This window comes from Pedococcus sp. (assembly GCF_036554925.1).
Lineage (GTDB): Bacteria > Actinomycetota > Actinomycetes > Actinomycetales > Dermatophilaceae > Pedococcus_A.
Genome location: NZ_DATBMI010000232.1, coordinates 1 through 18,621 on the forward strand (window position 1 = coordinate 1; position 18,621 = coordinate 18,621).

Annotated in this window: 15 protein-coding genes and 1 tRNA gene; 14 read left to right on the plus strand and 2 right to left on the minus strand. The window is 73.0% G+C overall.

What is annotated here, in order from left to right:
* Positions 1-294 precede the first annotated feature (294 nt).
* A tRNA-Arg gene (locus VIB11_RS17090) sits at positions 295-366 on the minus strand.
* A gap of 56 nt (positions 367-422) precedes the next feature.
* Here VIB11_RS17090 and VIB11_RS17095 point away from each other — a divergent pair.
* The 14 genes from VIB11_RS17095 to VIB11_RS17160 all read left to right on the plus strand — a co-directional run bounded on the left by VIB11_RS17095 (position 423) and on the right by VIB11_RS17160 (position 17,306).
* The gene (locus VIB11_RS17095) at positions 423-848 is read left to right on the plus strand and encodes a response regulator (RefSeq protein ID WP_332057271.1); all 426 of its coding nucleotides are present in this window, start codon (positions 423-425) and stop codon (positions 846-848) included.
* Positions 845-2,491, plus strand: a complete 1,647-nt coding sequence (gene argS, locus VIB11_RS17100; RefSeq protein ID WP_332057272.1) for an arginine--tRNA ligase — start codon at positions 845-847, stop codon at positions 2,489-2,491. The genes VIB11_RS17095 and argS overlap by 4 nt, the downstream gene beginning before the upstream one ends.
* A 55-nt stretch (positions 2,492-2,546) precedes the next feature.
* Positions 2,547-3,983 (plus strand): diaminopimelate decarboxylase, encoded by a 1,437-nt coding sequence (gene lysA, locus VIB11_RS17105; RefSeq protein ID WP_332057273.1) that lies wholly within the window; start codon positions 2,547-2,549, stop codon positions 3,981-3,983.
* Between the two features lie 111 nt (positions 3,984-4,094).
* Entirely contained in the window at positions 4,095-5,435 is a 1,341-nt protein-coding gene (locus VIB11_RS17110; protein WP_332057274.1) for a homoserine dehydrogenase, read from the plus strand.
* On the plus strand, positions 5,435-6,532 hold the full coding sequence (gene thrC / locus VIB11_RS17115; protein ID WP_332057275.1) for a threonine synthase: 1,098 nt from the start codon (positions 5,435-5,437) through the stop codon (positions 6,530-6,532). The genes VIB11_RS17110 and thrC overlap by 1 nt, the downstream gene beginning before the upstream one ends.
* On the plus strand, positions 6,532-7,515 hold the full coding sequence (gene thrB, locus VIB11_RS17120; RefSeq protein WP_332057276.1) for a homoserine kinase: 984 nt from the start codon (positions 6,532-6,534) through the stop codon (positions 7,513-7,515). Before thrC ends, thrB begins: the two co-directional genes overlap by 1 nt.
* A 248-nt stretch (positions 7,516-7,763) precedes the next feature.
* Positions 7,764-9,776 (plus strand): transcription termination factor Rho, encoded by a 2,013-nt coding sequence (gene rho / locus VIB11_RS17125; RefSeq protein ID WP_414695883.1) that lies wholly within the window; start codon positions 7,764-7,766, stop codon positions 9,774-9,776.
* Positions 9,777-9,950: 174 nt separating this feature from the next.
* A complete protein-coding gene (locus VIB11_RS17130; RefSeq protein WP_332057277.1) occupies positions 9,951-10,334 on the plus strand; it encodes a response regulator in 384 nt (127 codons plus the stop codon).
* Entirely contained in the window at positions 10,331-11,386 is a 1,056-nt protein-coding gene (locus VIB11_RS17135) for a HEAT repeat domain-containing protein (protein WP_332057278.1), read from the plus strand. Before VIB11_RS17130 ends, VIB11_RS17135 begins: the two co-directional genes overlap by 4 nt.
* The gene (locus VIB11_RS17140; protein ID WP_332057279.1) at positions 11,383-12,852 is read left to right on the plus strand and encodes a glycosyltransferase family 2 protein; all 1,470 of its coding nucleotides are present in this window, start codon (positions 11,383-11,385) and stop codon (positions 12,850-12,852) included. Before VIB11_RS17135 ends, VIB11_RS17140 begins: the two co-directional genes overlap by 4 nt.
* Positions 12,849-14,969 carry an ATP-binding protein gene (locus VIB11_RS17145; RefSeq protein WP_332057280.1) on the plus strand — a complete coding sequence of 707 codons (2,121 nt, stop codon included), beginning with the start codon at positions 12,849-12,851 and terminating at the stop codon, positions 14,967-14,969. Before VIB11_RS17140 ends, VIB11_RS17145 begins: the two co-directional genes overlap by 4 nt.
* 89 nt (positions 14,970-15,058) lie before the next feature.
* Complete coding sequence (locus VIB11_RS17150; protein ID WP_332057281.1) at positions 15,059-15,895, plus strand: ABC transporter ATP-binding protein; 837 nt, start codon at positions 15,059-15,061, stop codon at positions 15,893-15,895.
* Positions 15,892-16,662 (plus strand): ABC transporter permease, encoded by a 771-nt coding sequence (locus tag VIB11_RS17155; protein WP_332057282.1) that lies wholly within the window; start codon positions 15,892-15,894, stop codon positions 16,660-16,662. Before VIB11_RS17150 ends, VIB11_RS17155 begins: the two co-directional genes overlap by 4 nt.
* Positions 16,659-17,306 (plus strand): hypothetical protein, encoded by a 648-nt coding sequence (locus VIB11_RS17160; protein WP_332057283.1) that lies wholly within the window; start codon positions 16,659-16,661, stop codon positions 17,304-17,306. Before VIB11_RS17155 ends, VIB11_RS17160 begins: the two co-directional genes overlap by 4 nt.
* An 88-nt stretch (positions 17,307-17,394) precedes the next feature.
* On the opposite strand, the gene VIB11_RS17165 is transcribed toward VIB11_RS17160, so the two are convergent.
* On the minus strand, positions 17,395-18,354 hold the full coding sequence (locus VIB11_RS17165; protein WP_332057284.1) for a type IV toxin-antitoxin system AbiEi family antitoxin domain-containing protein: 960 nt from the start codon (positions 18,352-18,354) through the stop codon (positions 17,395-17,397).
* Positions 18,355-18,621 lie beyond the last annotated feature (267 nt).

An 18,621-nucleotide genomic window follows, 5' to 3' on the forward strand; every position in this document is an offset into this window, starting at 1 on the left:
GAGCCACGCTGCACGCCGTGGAACGGGCGGCTCAGGTCGCCGCCGCGCAGGCGCTTGGTGCCCACCTCGAGCGCGAGCGCCTCCGCGGTGGTGAACGCGCGGGAGGTGAGCTCGGCAGGCAGGGACACACGCGGCATACCCAGAGGTTGTCGCCAATGCAGGGGGCGCCCGCCGGCTCATCCACAGGTGGATGGCGAGGGGCTGGGAAAGCGCCCTGGGGAAGGCCGGGACGGGCCGTTCGCCAGCGTGTCGACGCATCAGGTGTGCGGCACGCCTGGTCATGAGAACAGGAAGTGCCCCCGGCAGGATTCGAACCTGCGCTCCCGCCTCCGGAGGGCGGTGCTCTATCCCCTGAGCTACGGGGGCCAACATGCGCCGTTTGGATGGGCGCCCGGTGAGGTTAGCAGCCTAGAGTGCCAAACATGGAAACCGGTGGGGGACTCGTGCTGGTCTGCGACGACACCGAGCCGATCCGGCGCCTCATCCGGGTCAACCTCGAGCTCGACGGCTACCAGGTGGAGGAGGCCGTCGACGGCGAGTCCCTGCTCGGGCGCCTGCGCCTCGAGGACGCCCCGCTGCCCGGGGTGGTCATCCTCGACGCGCAGATGGAGCCGCGCGACGGCTGGTGGGCCATCGCCCACATCCGCAGCGACCCCCGGCTGGCGGAGATCCCGGTCCTGATGGTGACGGCCTCGGTGCAGCAGCACGACCAGGTCCAGGCCGAGGAGGCCGGGCTCGACGCGTTCGTGCCCAAGCCGTTCGACCCCGAGTTCCTCGTCGAGCTCGTCGAGGGCTTCATGGGCGAGGGCCGGGACTACGCCGGCCGCGCCCTAGACTTGCGCGGGTGACCCCCGAAGAACTCTCGCTCGCGATCCGCACCACCCTCACCGAGGCGGTCGAGGCCGGTGACTTCGCCGCCGTCGTGCCGGCCGAGGTGCGCGTCGAGCGACCGAGGAACCGCGACCACGGGGACTGGTCGACCAACGTCGCCCTCCAGCTCGCCAAGAGCGCCGGTATGCCGCCGCGCGAGCTCGCGACGAAGGTCGCCGAGCGCCTCGGCGAGGTCGCCGGGGTGAGCCGCGTCGACGTCGCCGGCCCGGGGTTCCTCAACATCACCCTCGACGCGGCCTCGGCCGGCGAGCTGGCCCGCACCATCGTCGAGGCGGGGGCGGCCTACGGCCAGAACGACTCGGCCAGGGGCCAGGTCGTCAACCTCGAGTTCATCTCGGCCAACCCGACCGGGCCGCTGCACCTCGGCCACACCCGGTGGGCCGCCCTCGGTGACGCGATGCACCGGCTGCTCAAGGCGTCGGGCGCGGACATCACGGCCGAGTACTACATCAACGACGCCGGCGCGCAGATGGACAACTTCGGCCGCAGCGTCCTGGCCCGGGCCAAGGGCGAGCCGACCCCTGAGGGTGGCTACCCCGGGGCGTACATCGACGACCTCGCGAAGTCGGCCCTGGCCCAGCGCCCCGACCTGCTCGACCTTCCCGACGACGAGGCGGTCGCCGTCGCGCGGCAGCTCGGCTACGAGGCGCAGCTCGCCGACATCAAGGACACCCTGGCGGCGTTCGGCGTGAGCTTCGACGTGTGGTTCTCCGAGCGCGAGCTGCACGAGAGCGGTGCGGTCGAGCGGGCCGTCGACCGGCTGCGCGAGCAGGGCCACGTCGTCGACCGGGACGGCGCGGTGTGGCTGCGCACCACCGACTTCGGCGACGACAAGGACCGGGTGCTCATCCGCGCCAACGGCGAGCCCACCTACTTCGCCGCCGACGCCGCCTACTACCTGTCCAAGAAGGACCGCGGCTTCGACCAGAAGATCTACCTCCTCGGCGCCGACCACCACGGCTACATCAACCGGCTCAAGGCGATCGCCGCGTGCGCCGGCGACGACAAGGAGCACAACATCGAGGTGAGGATCGGCCAGCTGGTCGACCTCAACGGCGCCAAGCTCTCCAAGCGCGCGGGCAACATCATCGAGCTGCGCGACCTCATCGGCTGGATCGGCACCGATGCCATCCGCTACTCCCTGGCGAGGTACCCCGCCGACAGCCCGCTGTCGATGGAGGGCGAGGAGCTGCGCAAGCAGACCAACGAGAACCCGGTCTTCTACGTGCAGTACGCCCACGCGCGCACCTCCAACGTGCACCGGCTGGCCGAGGAGGACGGCGTCCGCCGCGCGGACGGCTTCGACCCCTCGCTGCTGAAGGACCCGACCGAGGCGGCGCTGCTGGCGATCCTCGGCGACTTCCCCCGCGTCGTCGCCCAGGCCGCCCGGCTGCGCGAGCCGCACCGGGTCGCGCGCTACCTCGAGGACCTCGCCGGCCGGTTCCACAAGTGGTACGACACCTGCCGGGTCCGGCCGATGAACCGCGACGAGGAGGTCACCGACCTGCACCGCACCCGGCTGTGGCTCAACGACGCCACGCGCCAGGTGCTCGCGAACGGCCTTGACCTGCTGGGGGTCTCCGCTCCCGAGCGGATGTAGGCAGGACGCGACAGGCCGCAGCACCGACCCGCAACCGACCGAAGGAGCGAGCCCGATGCGAGCCCATGAGGCAGGTGCCCTCCACGCCGAGGGCTATGGCGGCCCGCCGCACTGGCTGCCCTGGCCCAGCGACGTCATGGAGCTGCTGCCGCAGCTGTGGCCGCAGACCGTGCGCCGCGACGGCAGCGGTCGCCTCGAGGTGGGCGGCGTCGACGTGGTGACGATCGCCCGCGAGTTCGGCACCGCGGCATACGTCGTCGACGAGGAGGACTTCCGGGCGCGCGCCCGGGCCTTCCGCGAGGACTTCGCCGCCCCCTTCGAGGCCGTCGGCGGTGTCGACGTCTACTACGCGGGCAAGGCCTTCCTGTGCAGCGCGATCGCCCGCTGGGTCGCCGACGAGGGCCTCTGCCTCGACGTCTGCTCCGGCGGCGAGCTCGCCGTGGCCCAGCGCGCGGGCTTCCCCGCCGAGCGGATCGGCCTGCACGGCAACAACAAGAGCCTCGCCGAGATCCAGCAGGCGCTCGAGTACGGCGTCGGCCGGATCGTCGTCGACTCGTTCGAGGAGATCGACCGGATCGCCGCTGTCGCAACGGAGCTCGGCGTCCGCGCTCCCGTGATGGTCCGGGTCACCGTCGGCGTCGAGGCGCACACCCACGAGTTCATCGCCACCGCCCACGAGGACCAGAAGTTCGGGTTCTCGCTCGCCGGCGGGCACGCGGCCGAGGCGGTCGAGCGCATCCTCGCCCACCCGCAGGTCCTCGACCTGCGCGGCCTGCACTCCCACATCGGCAGCCAGATCTTCGACACCTCCGGCTTCGAGGTGAGCGCCCGGCGCCTCATCGCCCTGCACGCCCAGGTCGCCGAGCGGCACGGCGTCCACCTCCCCGAGATGGACCTCGGCGGCGGCTTCGGGATCGCCTACACCTCCGAGCACACGCCGCTGTCGCCCCGGGAGCTCGGCGAGCAGCTGGCCGACCTCGTCCGGCGCGAGTTCAAGGGCATCGGCGACGGCGCCCCCGGCACACCCGTCCCGCGGATCTCCATCGAGCCGGGCCGCGCCATCGCCGGCCCGAGCACCTTCACGCTCTACGAGGTCGGCACGGTCAAGGACGTCGACCTCGGCCACGGCCTCAAGCGCACCTACGTCTCGGTCGACGGCGGCATGAGCGACAACGTCCGCACCGCCCTCTACGACGCCGACTACTCCTGCACCCTGGCCAGCCGCCACTCCGACGCCGCCCCGCGCCTGGCCCGCGTCGTCGGCAGGCACTGCGAGAGCGGCGACATCGTCGTCATGGACGAGTACCTCCCCGACGACATCGCCGCCGGCGACCTCATCGCCGTCCCGGGCACCGGGGCGTACTGCCGCAGCCTGTCCAGCCAGTACAACCACACGCCGCGCCCGCCGGTCGTGGCCGTGCGAGGCGGCGAGGCCAGGGTCGTCGTGCGGCGCGAGACGGTGGACGACCTCCTCGCCCTCGACGTCGGCTGAGGAGAATCCACGTCCCAGCGGTCCGGATCGCGGAACAATGAGCGTCCACGGAGTGGTCACCTGCACGATGGCGATGTCCGGAACAGCCCCACAGGGCGCAAGGAGCAGACGGTGAGCGTGAACGGCGGAACGGAAGCGGGGGAGCCGCTCAAGGTGGCCCTCCTCGGGTGCGGCGTGGTCGGGTCGTCGGTGGCGCGCATGCTCACCGAGCAGGCCGACGACCTCACTGCCCGCGTCGGCCGCCGGCTCGACCTCGTCGGCATCGCGGTCCGCCGCGCGGGCCGCGACCGCTCGGACCTGCCCGTCGACCCCACCCTCTTCACGACCGACGCCGACTCGCTCGTCGAGAAGGCCGACATCGTCATCGAGGTCATCGGGGGCATCGAGCCCGCCCGCAGCCTGATCCTCAAGGCCATGGAGCACGGCGCGTCCGTGGTGACCGCCAACAAGGCGCTGCTCGCCGAGGACGGCCCCAACCTGTATGCCGCGGCCGACCGGTTCGGGGTCGACCTGTACTACGAGGCTGCCGTCGCCGGGGCGATCCCGATCCTGCGCCCGATCCGCGAGTCGCTCGCGGGCGACGACGTGCGCAAGGTCCTCGGCATCGTCAACGGCACCACCAACTACGTGCTCGACAAGATGGACTCCACCGGCGCCGGGTTCGCCGAGGCCGTCGAGCAGGCCCAGGCGCTCGGGTACGCCGAGGCCGACCCGACCGCCGACGTGGAGGGCTTCGACGCCGCCGCCAAGGCCGCGATCCTCGCCAGCCTGGCGTTCCACACCCGGGTGTCCAGCCAGGACGTCCACCGCGAGGGCATCACCGAGGTCACCGCCGCCGACGTGCAGGCCGCGCGCGAGATGGACTGCGTCGTCAAGCTGCTCGCCATCTGCGAGCGCACCGTCGACGACGCGGGCCGCGACGTCGGCATCAGCGTGCGCGTCTACCCGGCGATGATCCCGCGCAGCCACCCGCTCGGCTCGGTCCGCGACGCCTACAACGCGGTCTTCGTCGAGGCCACCGCGGCCGGCGAGCTGATGTTCTACGGCAAGGGCGCCGGCGGCGACCCGACTGCCAGCGCGGTCCTCGGCGACGTCGTGGCGGTCGCGCGGCACCGGGTCGGCGGCGGCAAGGGGCCCGGGGAGTCCGCCTACGCCGAGCTGCCCGTCCTCGACATCGGCTCAGCCCTCACCCGCTACCACATCAGCCTCGACGTGGCCGACCGCCCGGGCGTGCTCGCGCAGGTCGCGACCGCGTTCGCCGAGCACGGCGTCTCCATCGAGACCGTGCGGCAGCAGGTCGTGCGCGACGACGAGACCGGCGAGGCCCGCGCCAACCTCATCGTGGTCACCCACACCGCCCCCGACTCCGCGCTGTCGGCGACCGTCGACGCCCTGGCCCGGCTGGCGACCGTCGACGAGGTCACGTCGGTGATGCGCGTGGAGGGCTCCTGATGGCCCAGCTGTGGCGCGGGGTGATCCGTGAGTATGCCGCGCGCCTGCCGATGCTCGACGGCGCACCGGTCGTGACCCTCCAGGAGGGCGGCACGCCGCTGATCCCGGCGGAGCACCTCTCCGAGCTGACCGGGGCGCAGGTCTACGTGAAGTACGAGGGCCTCAACCCCACCGGTTCGTTCAAGGACCGGGGCATGACGACGGCCATCTCGATGGCGGCCAAGCACGGCGCGAAGGCCGTCATCTGCGCCTCCACCGGCAACACCTCGGCGTCGGCCGCGGCCTACGCCACCAAGGCCGGCATGGCCTGCGGGGTGCTCGTGCCCGAGGGCAAGATCGCGATGGGCAAGCTCAGCCAGGCGATCGCCCACGGCGCGACCCTGCTGCAGGTCGACGGCAACTTCGACGACTGCCTCACCCTCGCCCGCAAGCTCGCCGAGGCCTACCCCGTCGAGCTGGTGAACTCCGTCAACCCCGCGCGGATCGAGGGCCAGAAGACCGCGTCGTTCGAGGTCGTCGACGCGCTCGGGGACGCCCCGGACATCCACTGCCTCCCGGTCGGGAACGCCGGCAACATCACGGCCTACTGGCGGGGCTACCGCGAGTATGCCGCGGGGCACGGACTCGAGGGCGTGCCGGAGGGTGTGGCGTCCCGGCTCCCGCAGATGTGGGGCTTCCAGGCGGCGGGCGCGGCGCCCATCGTCCTCGGCCACCCGGTCGACCACCCCGAGACCATCGCCACGGCGATCCGCATCGGCAACCCGGCGTCGTGGCAGCAGGCCGTGCAGGCCCGCGACGAGTCCGGCGGCATGGTCGAGGCCGTCACCGACGAGCAGATCCTGGCCGCGCACCGGCTGCTCGCCTCCCGCGAGGGTGTCTTCGTCGAGCCCGCCTCGGCCGCCAGCGTGGCCGGGCTGCTCCTGGCCCACGAGGCCGGGCAGGTGCCCGCCGGTGCCACGGTCGTCTGCACCGTCACGGGCCACGGCCTCAAGGACCCGCAGTGGGCCCTGCGCAGCGCCGACGGCTCGGAGGTCACCCCCACCCGGGTCCCCGTCGACGCCTACTCCGCCGCCTCGGCCCTCGGGCTGGAAGGCTGATGGGGGAGGCCCGCCCCCACCGGCTGCAGCCCGGCACCTCGGTGCACGTGCGGGTCCCGGCCAGCAGCGCCAACCTCGGGCCCGGCTTCGACTCGGTCGGCCTCGCGCTGGGCGTCTGGGACGAGTGCACCGCCACCGTCACCGACGAACCGGGCCTCGTGGTCGAGGTCGAGGGGTCGGGTGCCGGGGAGGTCCCGCTCGACGAGCGCCACCTCGTCTACCGCTCCATGCTCACCGGCTGGCACCACCTCGCCGGGAGCGCAGCGGTGGAGGTGCCGGCAGGGCTGCGGCTGGAGTGCCGCAACGCCGTCCCGCACGGCCGGGGACTGGGGTCGTCGGCGACGGCCATCGTGACGGGAATCGCTGCGGCGCAGGCACTCTCGGCGCTGTCGCGCGGTGACGTGCTGGGCGCCGACCTCGGTTTCGTCAACGACATCGCCACCATGGTGGAGGGGCACCCCGACAACGCCTCGGCCAGCGTCTACGGCGGCCTGACCCTGTCGTGGTCCGAGGACGAGGTCCCGGCCGCCGGCGCCCGACGCGTGGCCACCTCGACCGTCCGCGTGCCGCTCCACGACGAGGTGGCCCCGGTCGTCTTCGTCCCCGGCGAGACGTTGTCCACGGCCAGGGCGCGCTCGGTCCTGCCCTCCCACGTCCGGCTCGCGGACGCGGCATACAACTCGGCCCGTGCCGCGCTGCTGGTCCACGCCCTGCGCCACGACCCGGAGCTGCTCCTGCCCGCCACCGAGGAGCGTCTCCACCAGGAGGCGCGGCGCTCGTCGTACCCACACTCGATGGAGCTCGTGGACCGGCTGCGGGCCGACGGCCACGCGGCGGTCGTCTCCGGCGCCGGGCCCTCCGTGCTGGTGCTGGCCACCCGGGGTTCGCAGGACGGGGTGGCCGGGTCCGCGGGCGAGGAGTGGGAGGCCCTGCGACCCGGGGTTCCGGACGAGGGCGTCATGGTCCGTACGGTCACGTCCTGAGCGACATTCGGCGGACGGTCGTCCCCTTGGTGGGGGTCTGGTGTTACATTGAAGGCGCATTCGCAGCCGATGCGAGTTTTCTTTCCGCATCCAGCAGCAGTGCACCCACCACGCACCGGCAGCCCCCCGCTGCCCTGGCTTCCTGTGCCTTGCGTGGCCAAACAACGGCCACTGACAGTGACTGGCAATGGCCCAAGCCCCGGTCTGGCGTCTGAGCCCAGACCGCTTACGAGGGGGAAGGATCCTTCGTGACAGACACCACCATTCTCGACGCCGCTCCGCAGGGAGAGGCCGAGAAGCCGCGCCGATCCGGCGCGCTGAGCGCGATGCGCCTGGCCGAGCTCCAGGGCCTCGCCGCGAGCATGGGCATCACGGGCACCGCCAAGATGCGCAAGGGTGACCTGGTCACCGCCATCAAGGCGCGCCAGTCAGGCACCCCCGCGGCGTCCACGGCGGCTGCCCCTGCGCCCACGGACCGACCGGCCCGCGCCGAGCGCACGGCCCAGGAGGCGCCCGCCCAGCGCGAGGAGGCGCCCGCCCAGCGCGAGGAGGCCCCCGCACGCCGTGACGACACCCCCTCGCAGCGCGAGCGCCGGGCCACGTCCCAGACGCCTGCCCCCGAGAGCCGCGGCGGCGAGTCCGACGGAGAGACCCGCGAGGGCCAGCGCCGCGGCCGTGACCGCGGCACCCGCGGTGCCGACAGCCGCGAGGGCGGCACCACCGAGGCCCGCGACGACCGCTCCGACAACCGTGCCGACCGCGCGGACCGTGGCAGCGACACCCGCGGCGACCGCGGTGGGGACAGCCGGGGCGGCGACACCCGAGGCGGGGACACCCGCGGCGACCGCGGTGGGGACAACCGGGGCGGCGACACCCGCAGTGGCGACCGTCGTGGTGGTGACACCCGTGGTGGTGACACCCGCGGTGGCGACACCCGCGGTGGCGACACCCGCGGTGGCGACGACCGGGGCCCGGACAACCGCGACGACGAGGGTGACGGCCGCGGCCGTCGCCGCAGCCGCAGCCGCAGCCGCAACCGCGACAAGCGCCGCGGCGGCCGCGAGATGGGCGAGTACGAGAACGAGGCGCTGGTCAGCGAGGACGACGTCCTCATCCCCGTCGCCGGCATCCTCGACGTCCTCGACAACTACGCCTTCGTGCGCACCTCCGGCTACCTGCCCGGCCCGAACGACGTCTACGTCCCGCTCGGCATGGTCAAGAAGAACGGCATGCGCAAGGGCGACGCCGTCACCGGTGCGGTGAAGGCCCAGCGCGAGGACCAGCAGCAGAACGCGCGCCAGAAGTTCAACGCCCTCGTGCGCCTCGACACCGTCAACGGGATGAGCCCCGAGGAGGCCCGCAAGCGCGTCGAGTTCGGCAAGCTCACCCCGCTCTACCCGCAGCAGCGCCTGCGCCTCGAGACCGAGCCGCACGTCCTGACGACCCGGGTCATCGACCTCGTCGCCCCGATCGGCAAGGGGCAGCGCGGCCTCATCGTCGCGCCCGCCAAGGCCGGCAAGACCATGGTGATGCAGTCCGTCGCGAACGCGATCACGACGAACAACCCGGAGTGCCACCTCATGGTCGTCCTCGTGGACGAGCGCCCCGAGGAGGTCACCGACATGCAGCGCGCGGTCAAGGGCGAGGTCATCTCCTCCACCTTCGACCGCCCGGCCGAGGACCACACGACCGTCGCGGAGCTGGCCATCGAGCGGGCCAAGCGACTGGTCGAGATGGGTCACGACGTCGTCGTGCTGCTCGACTCCATCACCAAGCTGGGCCGGGCCTACAACCTGTCGGCCCCGGCGAGCGGCCGCATCCTCTCCGGCGGTGTCGACAGCGCCGCGCTCTACCCGCCGAAGAAGTTCTTCGGTGCCGCGCGCAACATCGAGGACGGCGGCTCGCTGACCATCCTCGCGACGGCGCTCGTCGAGACCGGGTCCCGCATGGACGAGGTCATCTTCGAGGAGTTCAAGGGCACCGGGAACATGGAGCTCAAGCTCGACCGCGGCCTCGCGAACCGTCGCATCTTCCCGGCGGTCGACGTCAACGCGTCGGGCACCCGCCGTGAGGAGATCCTGCTCTCCGGCGAGGAGCTCAAGATCATGTGGAAGCTGCGCCGGGTGCTCGCCGCCCTGGACCAGCAGCAGGGCATCGAGCTGCTCATCGACCGTCTCAAGAAGACCAAGAGCAACGTCGAGTTCCTGATGCAGGTGCAGCAGACCTCCTCGATCAGGCTCGACGACGAGGACCGCGACTAGGCTCCCGGCTCCGACCGCGGACAGCACACGGGCCGCACCCACGAGAGCGGGTGCGGCCCGTCGCTGTGCGCCGGCTGTGGGCCCCGGGTGGGACCCGCATGGTGTCGGGCGTTTCGCCCCACACTGCTCTACTTTTGGACTGAAGCATCCACGAAGAAACGAGAGGGAACGGCTGTGACCACGCCGGAGCAGATCCGAGTGCTCGTCGCCGACGACGACGCCGACATCCGGGAGCTGGTCGAGTTCAAGCTCTCGCAGGCCGGGTATGCCGTGCAGGCGGTTCCCGACGGGCTGGCGGCCTGGGAGGCCTTCGCGGCCGACCCGCCCGCGCTCGCCGTCCTCGACGTGATGATGCCGGGGCTGTCCGGCTTCGACGTGCTCCGCCGCATCCGCGAGAGCGACCACCCGCGCGTGCCGGTCCTGATGCTGAGCGCCAAGTCGCGCGACAGCGACGTCGACACCGGTTTCGCGATCGGCGCCGACGACTACGTCATCAAGCCGTTCAGCCCTCGCGAGCTGCTGCACCGCGTCAACACCATGCTGGCCCGGGCGCGGTGACGAGCGGTTCGCTCCTTCTCGCCGCAGTCCTCGGTGTCGCGCTCGGGTGTCTCGCGCTCGGCGTGGTGGTGGTGCTGACGAAGGCGCTGCGCACACGGCGCGAGTCACGACGTCAGGCGCTGGTCGCACCCCACCGGCAGCACCTCATCGCGGTGTCGGCAGGCGAGGACGACACGGGCGCCGGGCGGCGTGCGCTCGCCGCCGCGGACGGGCCGGCCCGGGCAGCCCTCGACGAGACCATCGGCGGCCTGCTCGGCAAGATCCGGGGCCTGCCCGCGGAGCAGCTCGTCGACATCCTCGACCAGCACGGCCAGCTCGAGCGGGCACGTGCCGACCTGGGGCACCGCTCCCCGGTGCGACGTGCGCGGGCCGCCCAGCTGCTGGGGCTGAGCCGCGACCCCGAGGCCGTCGACCCACTGGTGGGGGCGCTCGCCGACCACGCCGACGAGGTGCGCTCGAGTGCCGCCTACGCCCTGGGCCTCATCGGCGACCCCCGCGCCGCGACCGCCCTGCTGGAGGCTGTCGCCGCGCCCGGCGGTGGCCTGCCCGCCGGGCTGGCCGCCGACGCCCTGCTCTCCATGGGGATCGGCATCTCCGACGCCCTCACCCACGGACTGGTCGACCCCGACCCCCGGGCCCGGACGGTCGCCGCCCACCTGTGCGGGGCCGGCAGCTTCACGCGACCGCTGCCGATCCTGCGCGACCTGCTCGCCATCGACCCCGACCTCACCGTCCGGGAGACCTGCGCCCTGGCCCTCGGCCGCATCGGGCGGGCCGAGGACGTCGAGGTGCTCGCACGGCATACCGAGTCGTCCCACCCGCTGCCGCTGCGCCGCGTCTGCACGGCGGCGCTCGGGGACCTCGGCGAGCGCGCGGCGGTGCCCACGCTGGCGGCCCTGCTCCACGACCCCGACCCCCGGCTGGCCGAGCTGGCCGCCACCGCGCTCGTCGGCTTCGGCCCGGCCGGTCGCACCGTCCTCGACGCGGCGTCGCAGACCCGCCCGGTGCGCAGCGCCCTCACCGTGGCCCGCCTGCAGGGGACCCTGCGATGAGCCTCGACGCCCTGGCCCGGCTCGTCGAGCCGCTGCGCGGCGTCGTCGTGTGGCTGATGGACGTCACCTCGGTGCCGGTCATCGTGTACTTCCTCCTCATCAACACCAGCTACCTCGTCCTGATCGCGCTCGGCGCCCTGGACTTCCGGTCCTACCTCCGCGGCCGCAAGACCACGGTCGACACGCTCGGAGGCGAGCTGACGCCAGGTGTCTCGCTGCTCGTGCCGGCGTACAACGAGGAGGCGGGCATCGTCACCTCGGTCAAGGCGCTGCTGTCGCTGCGCTACCCCCACCACGAGGTGGTGGTCGTCGACGACGGCAGCCAGGACGCCACGCTGGCCCGCCTGGTCGAGGCCTTCGACCTCGTCGAGCTGCCGCGCGAGGTGCCGCGTGACATCCCGTTCCGCGCCGAGGTGCGCGGGCTCTACGTGCCGCGCGACGGGCGCACCCGGCTCGTCGTGGTGTCCAAGGACAACTCCGGCCGCTCGGAGGCCCTCAACATCGGCGTCAACGTCGCCAACGAACCCCTGGTGGCGATGATCGACGCCGACTCGATCCTCGAGCCCGACGCGCTGCTGCGGGTGGCCAAGCCGTTCGCGGACGACCCGACACGGGTCGTGGCGACCGGCGGCACGATCCGGCCGGCCAACGGGTGCCGCGTCGTCGCGGGTCGCATCGTCGACGTGCGCGCGCCGCGGACGTGGCTGCCACGCATCCAGCTGGTCGAGTACCTCCGCGCCTACCTCGTGGGCCGCACCGGCTGGTCGCGGTTCGGCGGGCTGATCCTCATCAGCGGCGCCTTCGGGCTCTTCCGCCGGGACGTGCTCGTCGACGTCGGCGGGCTCGACCCGACCAGCATCGGCGAGGACTTCGAGCTCGTCCTGCGCATCCACCGCCGGATGCGGGACCGGGGCAGCGACTACCGCGTCGAGTTCGTGCCCGAGCCGGTCTCGTGGACGGAGGTGCCGTCGACGCTGAAGGTGCTGCGCAACCAGCGCCGCCGGTGGCACCGCGGCCTGTGGGAGACGCTGTGGCAGTACCGCGGGATGCTGTTCCGGCCGCGCTACGGCCGGATCGGCGGCGTGGCGCTGCCGTACTACTGGCTCTTCGAGCTCATCGCGCCGCTGCTGGAGCTCTACGGCCTGGTCGTCGTCCCTCTCGCGCTGCTCCTCGGCGTCGTCAACATCCCGTATGCCGTGCTCTTCCTCGCCGTGGCCTACGGCTACGCCATCTTCGTGACGCTGGCCGCCATGGCCCTGGAGGAGTGGGCCTTCCACCGGCACGAGCGGTGGCGCGACCTCGGGGTCTCCCTGATCGCGTCGGTGCTGGAGAACGTCGGCTACCGGCAGCTCACCGTGTGGTGGCGCCTCGAGGGCTGGTGGGCCAGCCTGCGGGGCAAGAAGCAGGTCTGGGGCGTCATGACGCGCACGGGCTTCGACGACGGCGTGCATCGGGACGCGGCATGAGGGCCTGGTGGCAGCGCGTGCTGCGGGCGCCGGCACGCCTCCAGATCCGGGGCGCGGTGGTCGTGCTGCTCGTCCTCTCCGCGTCCATCATGGCCGCCGCGGTCATCACCGCGAACGCCGAGCAGCGGGTCGTCCGCCGGCTGACGCTGGCCGTGGGGCCGGCCTTCCAGTACAACAGCGACGTCCTGCTGCGGATGACCGAGGCCCAGGCCGCCTGGCGCGAGTCCCTGCTCGGCGCGGGCCCGGCGGGCGCTCCCGAGGGGTATGCCGGGGTGGAGGCCGAGGCCGAGGGACTGCTCGCCTCGACGGCCACCGCCCTGGGCCGCGACGAGATCTCGGCGGCGCAGCGGCAGCGGTACCGCACACTCGTGGAGGCCCAGCGCGACGCGGTGGGCGCCTGGTTCGATGCCGCGCGGGACGCCGAGGTGGCCGCCCGGTCGGCGGCGCCGAACCGGCAGGCAGCGGCTGACCTGGCCGCCGAGCGGTTCAGCGCGTTCCGCGCCGCCAACCGCGACCTCGACACCGTGGTCCGCTCCCAGCGCGACGAGTCGCGCGCGCTGAGCCGCAACTCGGTGTGGATCGTCCTCGGCGTGCTCCTGGCCGGGGCCCTGCTGGTCGCGGTGGTGGTGGTCGTGACGGCCCGCCTGATCGGCACCTCGCTCATCGCCCCGCTGGGCCACCTGCGGCGCGTGCTCACCCGCCAGCGCGAGGGCGACGACAGCGTGCACGCGGACGAGGCGACCGGCGCCGCGGAGGTGCGAGCCCTCGCCGCCGACTACAACGAGCTCACCCGGGTCAAGCGTGCACTCCAGGAGGAGCAGGCCCAGACCCTGCTGGTGCACCGCCTGACCCTTGACGTCGCCCGTCGGGTGAGGGGGATCCACGACATCGGCGCCGCCCTGCACCTCGTCTGCGCCTCCCTCGGCGAGGGCCTGGCCGTCGACCGCGTGCTGCTCCACACCATCGGCGAGGACGGCCAGCCCGACGGCAGCGCCCAGTTCCACCGCTACGACCTGCCGCCGCTGCCCCCGCTCCCGCCCTCGCTGATGGGGCAGGTCGCGGCGGTCAACGACGAGCTGCGCCGGGAGGCCACCGTCTTCCGGCTGCCCGACCTGCTCGACCCGGCGGTCGCCGCGGACCCGCGCGTCGCGGCATACCACCGCGCCACCGGCGCCCGCTCGCTGCTGATGGTGCCCATCGGGGTCGGCGAGAAGGCGCTCGGCCTCCTCGCGCTCATGACCGTGGAGCTGCCCCGGCGCTGGAGGCGCTACGAGATCCAGGGCGTGCAGCAGTGCGTCGCCCACGTGGCGCAGGCCATCGTCTCGTCGCGCCTGGCGGAGATGCAGGCCGAGCAGGTCGACCGGCTGACCGAGCTGGACCGGCAGAAGACCGACTTCATGGCGACGGTCAGCCACGAGCTGCGCACGCCCCTGACCTCGATCTCCGGCTACCTCGAGCTGCTCGAGGACGGCGACTACGGGCTGCTCTCCGGACCGCAGCTGGGCGCGCTCAAGGTGATCGAGCGCAACACGACCCGGCTGCGGGGGCTCATCGAGGACCTCCTGGTGCTCAACCGCATCGAGACGTCGGGGCTGAACTCCTCGCCGCAGGACACCCCGGTCAGCGACCTCGTCGCGGGCGTCGTCGAGCTGCTCCGCCCGGTCGCCGCGAACGGCCGGGTGGAGCTGGAGGCCCAGCCGGCGCCCGAGGACCTCTGCGTCCACGTCGACCGCACGCAGTTCGAGCGTGCCCTGATCAACCTCGGCTCCAACGCGGTGAAGTTCACGCCGGCGGGGGGCACCGTGCGGATCAGCGCCGAGCGGTCGGGCAGCCGGGTGGCCATCTCGGTCTCCGACACCGGCATCGGCATCCCGCACGAGGACCTCCAGCAGCTGGGCAACCGGTTCTTCCGGGCCAGCAACGCCACCGCCAAGGCCATCCCGGGGACCGGACTCGGCCTGGCGATCGTTCGCACGATCGTCGAGGGGCACGGCGGGCAGATGTTCGTCGCCTCGGCCGAGGGGGAGGGCACTACCGTGCGGCTGTTCCTGCCGTCGGCCACCGCGGGCGAGGCAACCCCGCGGCCGGTGGGAAACGGGGCTAGTCCGAGCGACTGAGGTGCCCCCGCGCCGGCGCTCCTAGACTCGCAGGAGCACGGGCCGCGGGAAGGGCGGCCCCCGGCGAGCCGTGGTGCCTGGGAGGCGCGATGCTGGCCATCGAGGCGCACGGGCTGCGCAAGGTCTACAACGGGACCGTCGCCGTCGACTCGCTCGACGTCTCGGTCGAGCCCGGCACGATCGTGGGCTTCCTCGGGCCGAACGGCGCCGGGAAGACCTCGGCCATCCGGGTCCTGTGCACGGTGCTCCGGGCCGACGGCGGGACCTTCTCGGTGGCCGGGGTGCCGCACACCCGGCCCACGGAGATCCGCCGTCGCGTGGGGGTGCTGCCCGAGAGCGCCGGCTACCCCGGGGGGCAGACCGGGGAGGAGTGGCTGGCCTACCACGGCCAGCTCTTCGGGCTGTCCGGGCGCGAGGCCATGGCAACGGGCCGCCGGCTCCTCGGCGAGGTCGGGCTGGGCGAGCGGGGGCGGTCGCGGATCTCCGAGATGAGCCGCGGCATGCGCCAGCGGCTCGGCATCGCCCGTGCCCTGGTCAACGACCCCGAGGTGGTCTTCCTGGACGAGCCGACGCTCGGGCTGGACCCGGCCGGCCAGCGCCAGGTGCTGGGCCTGGTCAGCCGCATCTCCCGCGAGCGGGGCTCGACGGTGGTCCTCAGCACGCACCTGCTCACCGAGGTCGAGCAGGTGTGCGACCGCGTCCTCATCCTCGACCGGGGCCGCCTGGTCTCGGACGGCACGGTCGCAGAGGTCGTGCGTGACGCGGTGACCCGGCCGGCGCACGGCATGCTCCGGGTGCCACCGGAGGAGCAGGAGCGCGCCCTCGAGGTGCTGCAGGGCGGCGGGATCGACGCCGCGGTCGCCGAGGACGGCCAGCTGAGCGAGGCGTTCCTGGCGCTCACCGACCGGGACCGGGGTGCGCCGTGAGTGCGGCCCTGGTGGTGGCCTGGCGGGAGATCCGTGACCAGTGGGTCTCGGGCCGCGGTCTGGCGATCATGGTGGCGTATGCCGTGCTGCTCAGCTTCACGACGTACGTCGCCGCGGTGAACCAGTCGCTCACGTTCCTCGAGCAGCGCGAGTCGCTCAGCCTGGCGGTGAAGACGGCCGTGACGGTGGGTGGCCTGCTCGTGGTGCTGTGGTGCGCGGATGCCGTGAGCGGCGAGCGTGAGCGAGGCACGCTCGAGAGCCTCCTCCTCACCCCTGCGCCGCGGCGGGCCCTCGTCGCCGGCAAGGGGATGTCGGCGCTGACGCTCTGGGTGGGAGCCTTCCTCGTCGCGGTGCCGTACCTGTGGGTGCTGGGCCGCGGCGTCAGCCGGTGGGGCGAGGTCCTGCTCGCGGCGCTCATCGTGGGGACCCTCCTCTCCCTGTTCCTCGGCGGGCTCGGGCTGCTCGTCAGCATCTGGTCCGGCTCGCAGCGGCTCAGCCTGGCCATCAGCCTGTTCCTGCTGCTGGCGCTGCACGCCCCGGCCCTCCTGCCGCCGACCTCACTGCGCGGGTGGGCGGGCGAGGCGCTGGTGCGCCTCGACCCCTTCACCAGCGGCCTGCCGTACCTCGACGGCATCGTCCTGAGGGGCACGCCGATGACCCAGGACATCCACCTGCTGCTGACGCCACTGGTCGCCGGCCTGGTCATGCCGGCCATCGCGCTCGCCGCCGCCTCGCGGCTCTCGCTGATGCCCCGGGGCCAGGGATGAGACCGGCCGCGGTCCGCAGTGTGCTGGTCCTCGCGGCCGTCATGCTCGGGGTGACCGGTCCGGCCGCGGTGGCGGTGACCGGTCCGGCCGCGGTGGCGGTGACCGGTCCGGCCGCGGTGACGGGTCCGGCCGCGGTGGCCGCGCCCCGCCCGGTCGTGCAGACGGCGCCGCGGGAGGCGCCTCCCGTCGCGATCGCCGTCCAGCGCCGCGAGATCACGGTCAGCGTGGGCGAGGCCTTCGACCTGCCCTCGGTCGTCACCAACGAGTCGGCCGACCCGGTCCGAGGGCTGATCGCGCACCTCGACATCCTCAGCACGGACCCCCAGCGGTACGTCGACCCCGAGGACTGGTGCACCGAGCGCACCGTCTTCCTCGACACGCTCGGTCCCGGGGAGTCGGTGGGTCATGCCTGGCCGATGCGGGCCGTCGACAGCGGACCGCTGCTCGTGTGGGTGACGGTGAGCCAGGCCTCCGCAGACGGCACCGCCCTGAGCCCCCCGGTGCGCCTCACGGTCGGGGAGCACATCGACGTCAACGCCGGCGGCGTGCTGCCCCTCGTCGTGGGGGTGCCCCTCGTCCTCGTCTGCTCGAGCGCGGCGCTGGCCTGGCGCCGCCGCCGCCAGGGCGCGACCCGGCTCCCCTGACTCCTGCCCCGGCGTGGGGGACCACCGACGCGATGGGGTAGGTGAACACCCACACGCAGGAGTCGTGGCCAGCTGGGGAGGGGCAGGTTCAGGCGCCCAGACGGGGCACCGCGCAGTCTCGGCGACGGCATCGCCGAGCGCGGCCGTCCCAGCCCCTGGCCTGCAGCAGCTCGGCGATCTCGAGCGCGAGCGTGCAGGGCGTCTGCACCAGCTCGTCCCAGAAGACACGCACCGTCAGTCGACCACCGCGGGCCGCCCGGCGATCACGTCGGCCGTCCTTGCGCCTGCCGTCCCAGCCCTCATGCCCGAGGCGACCGTCGACCTCCACGACCAGCGCGAACTCGTCGTACTCGTTGTCGCGACGGCCCCCGCCACCCGTGGGGCTCTGGCGCACAGCGACGGGCAGGTCGTGAGCGGCCTCGACGTCACGCACGAAGCGCAGCTCCGCCACACTCTCCGCACCACCGTCCAGGTCGCCCAGGGCCTCCAGGAGCAGGGCTCGGTGCCGTTGGCGGGGGCGTTTGGCGAGGGCCTGGCGCACCATGCGCTCGGTGGTCTGTCCCTGCTGGAAGGCGCGCGCCAGTCGTGCCACAGCTGAGTCGAGAGAAGACTCCTGGGCCAGGTCGAGGAGCGTGTGCTCGACGGTGGTGCGATGAGGCCAGGCCGTCTCATGGGTGCGGGCCACCGCTGAGCGCGACCGCACCACAGCCACTCCGTCCGGCGCCTCCACGGTGCGCTCGGCCGGGACGATGACGCGGACCACCTGCCCCCTGCCCCGTGACAGCCCCCACGCGAAGGCGGCGCTGTCATGAGACAGCGCGGCGCCCCTCCCGCAGGCGAGCAGTGCGGCCATCGCGGTGACCTCCCAGTCATTGCGGCCAGGCTCGGTGAGGTAGACGCCGGGGTGCACGCGAACCCAGCGCGCTGACGTGAGGCGCCACCGGACGGCTCGCTCGGTCATGCCTGCCTCCAGGCACTGGCGCCACGTGACCAGCCCGAACTGACCCCGTGCCCTGGCCGCCAGCGCTCGCTCCACCCGCAGCAGCATGGCCCGATCCGTCGGGGACGGAGGGCGCTCATCCACAGGTGGCTGGGCGAGGAGGCAGAGTGTGGGGGATCACCGGCGGGACAGGGGAGGGAAACCCCCACGGTGAGGTCGGCCGAGCGGCATCGAGGGCGGCATCGAGGGCGGCATCGAGGGCCCGGCGTGGGGAATGCCGGAGGGGGCCTTCCCGTTTAGGAGATGTGCGCCGCTCTCTGGCACACTTGACCGCTGACCGGTTCACGGCATACAGGGCTCTCGAAACAGATGCGC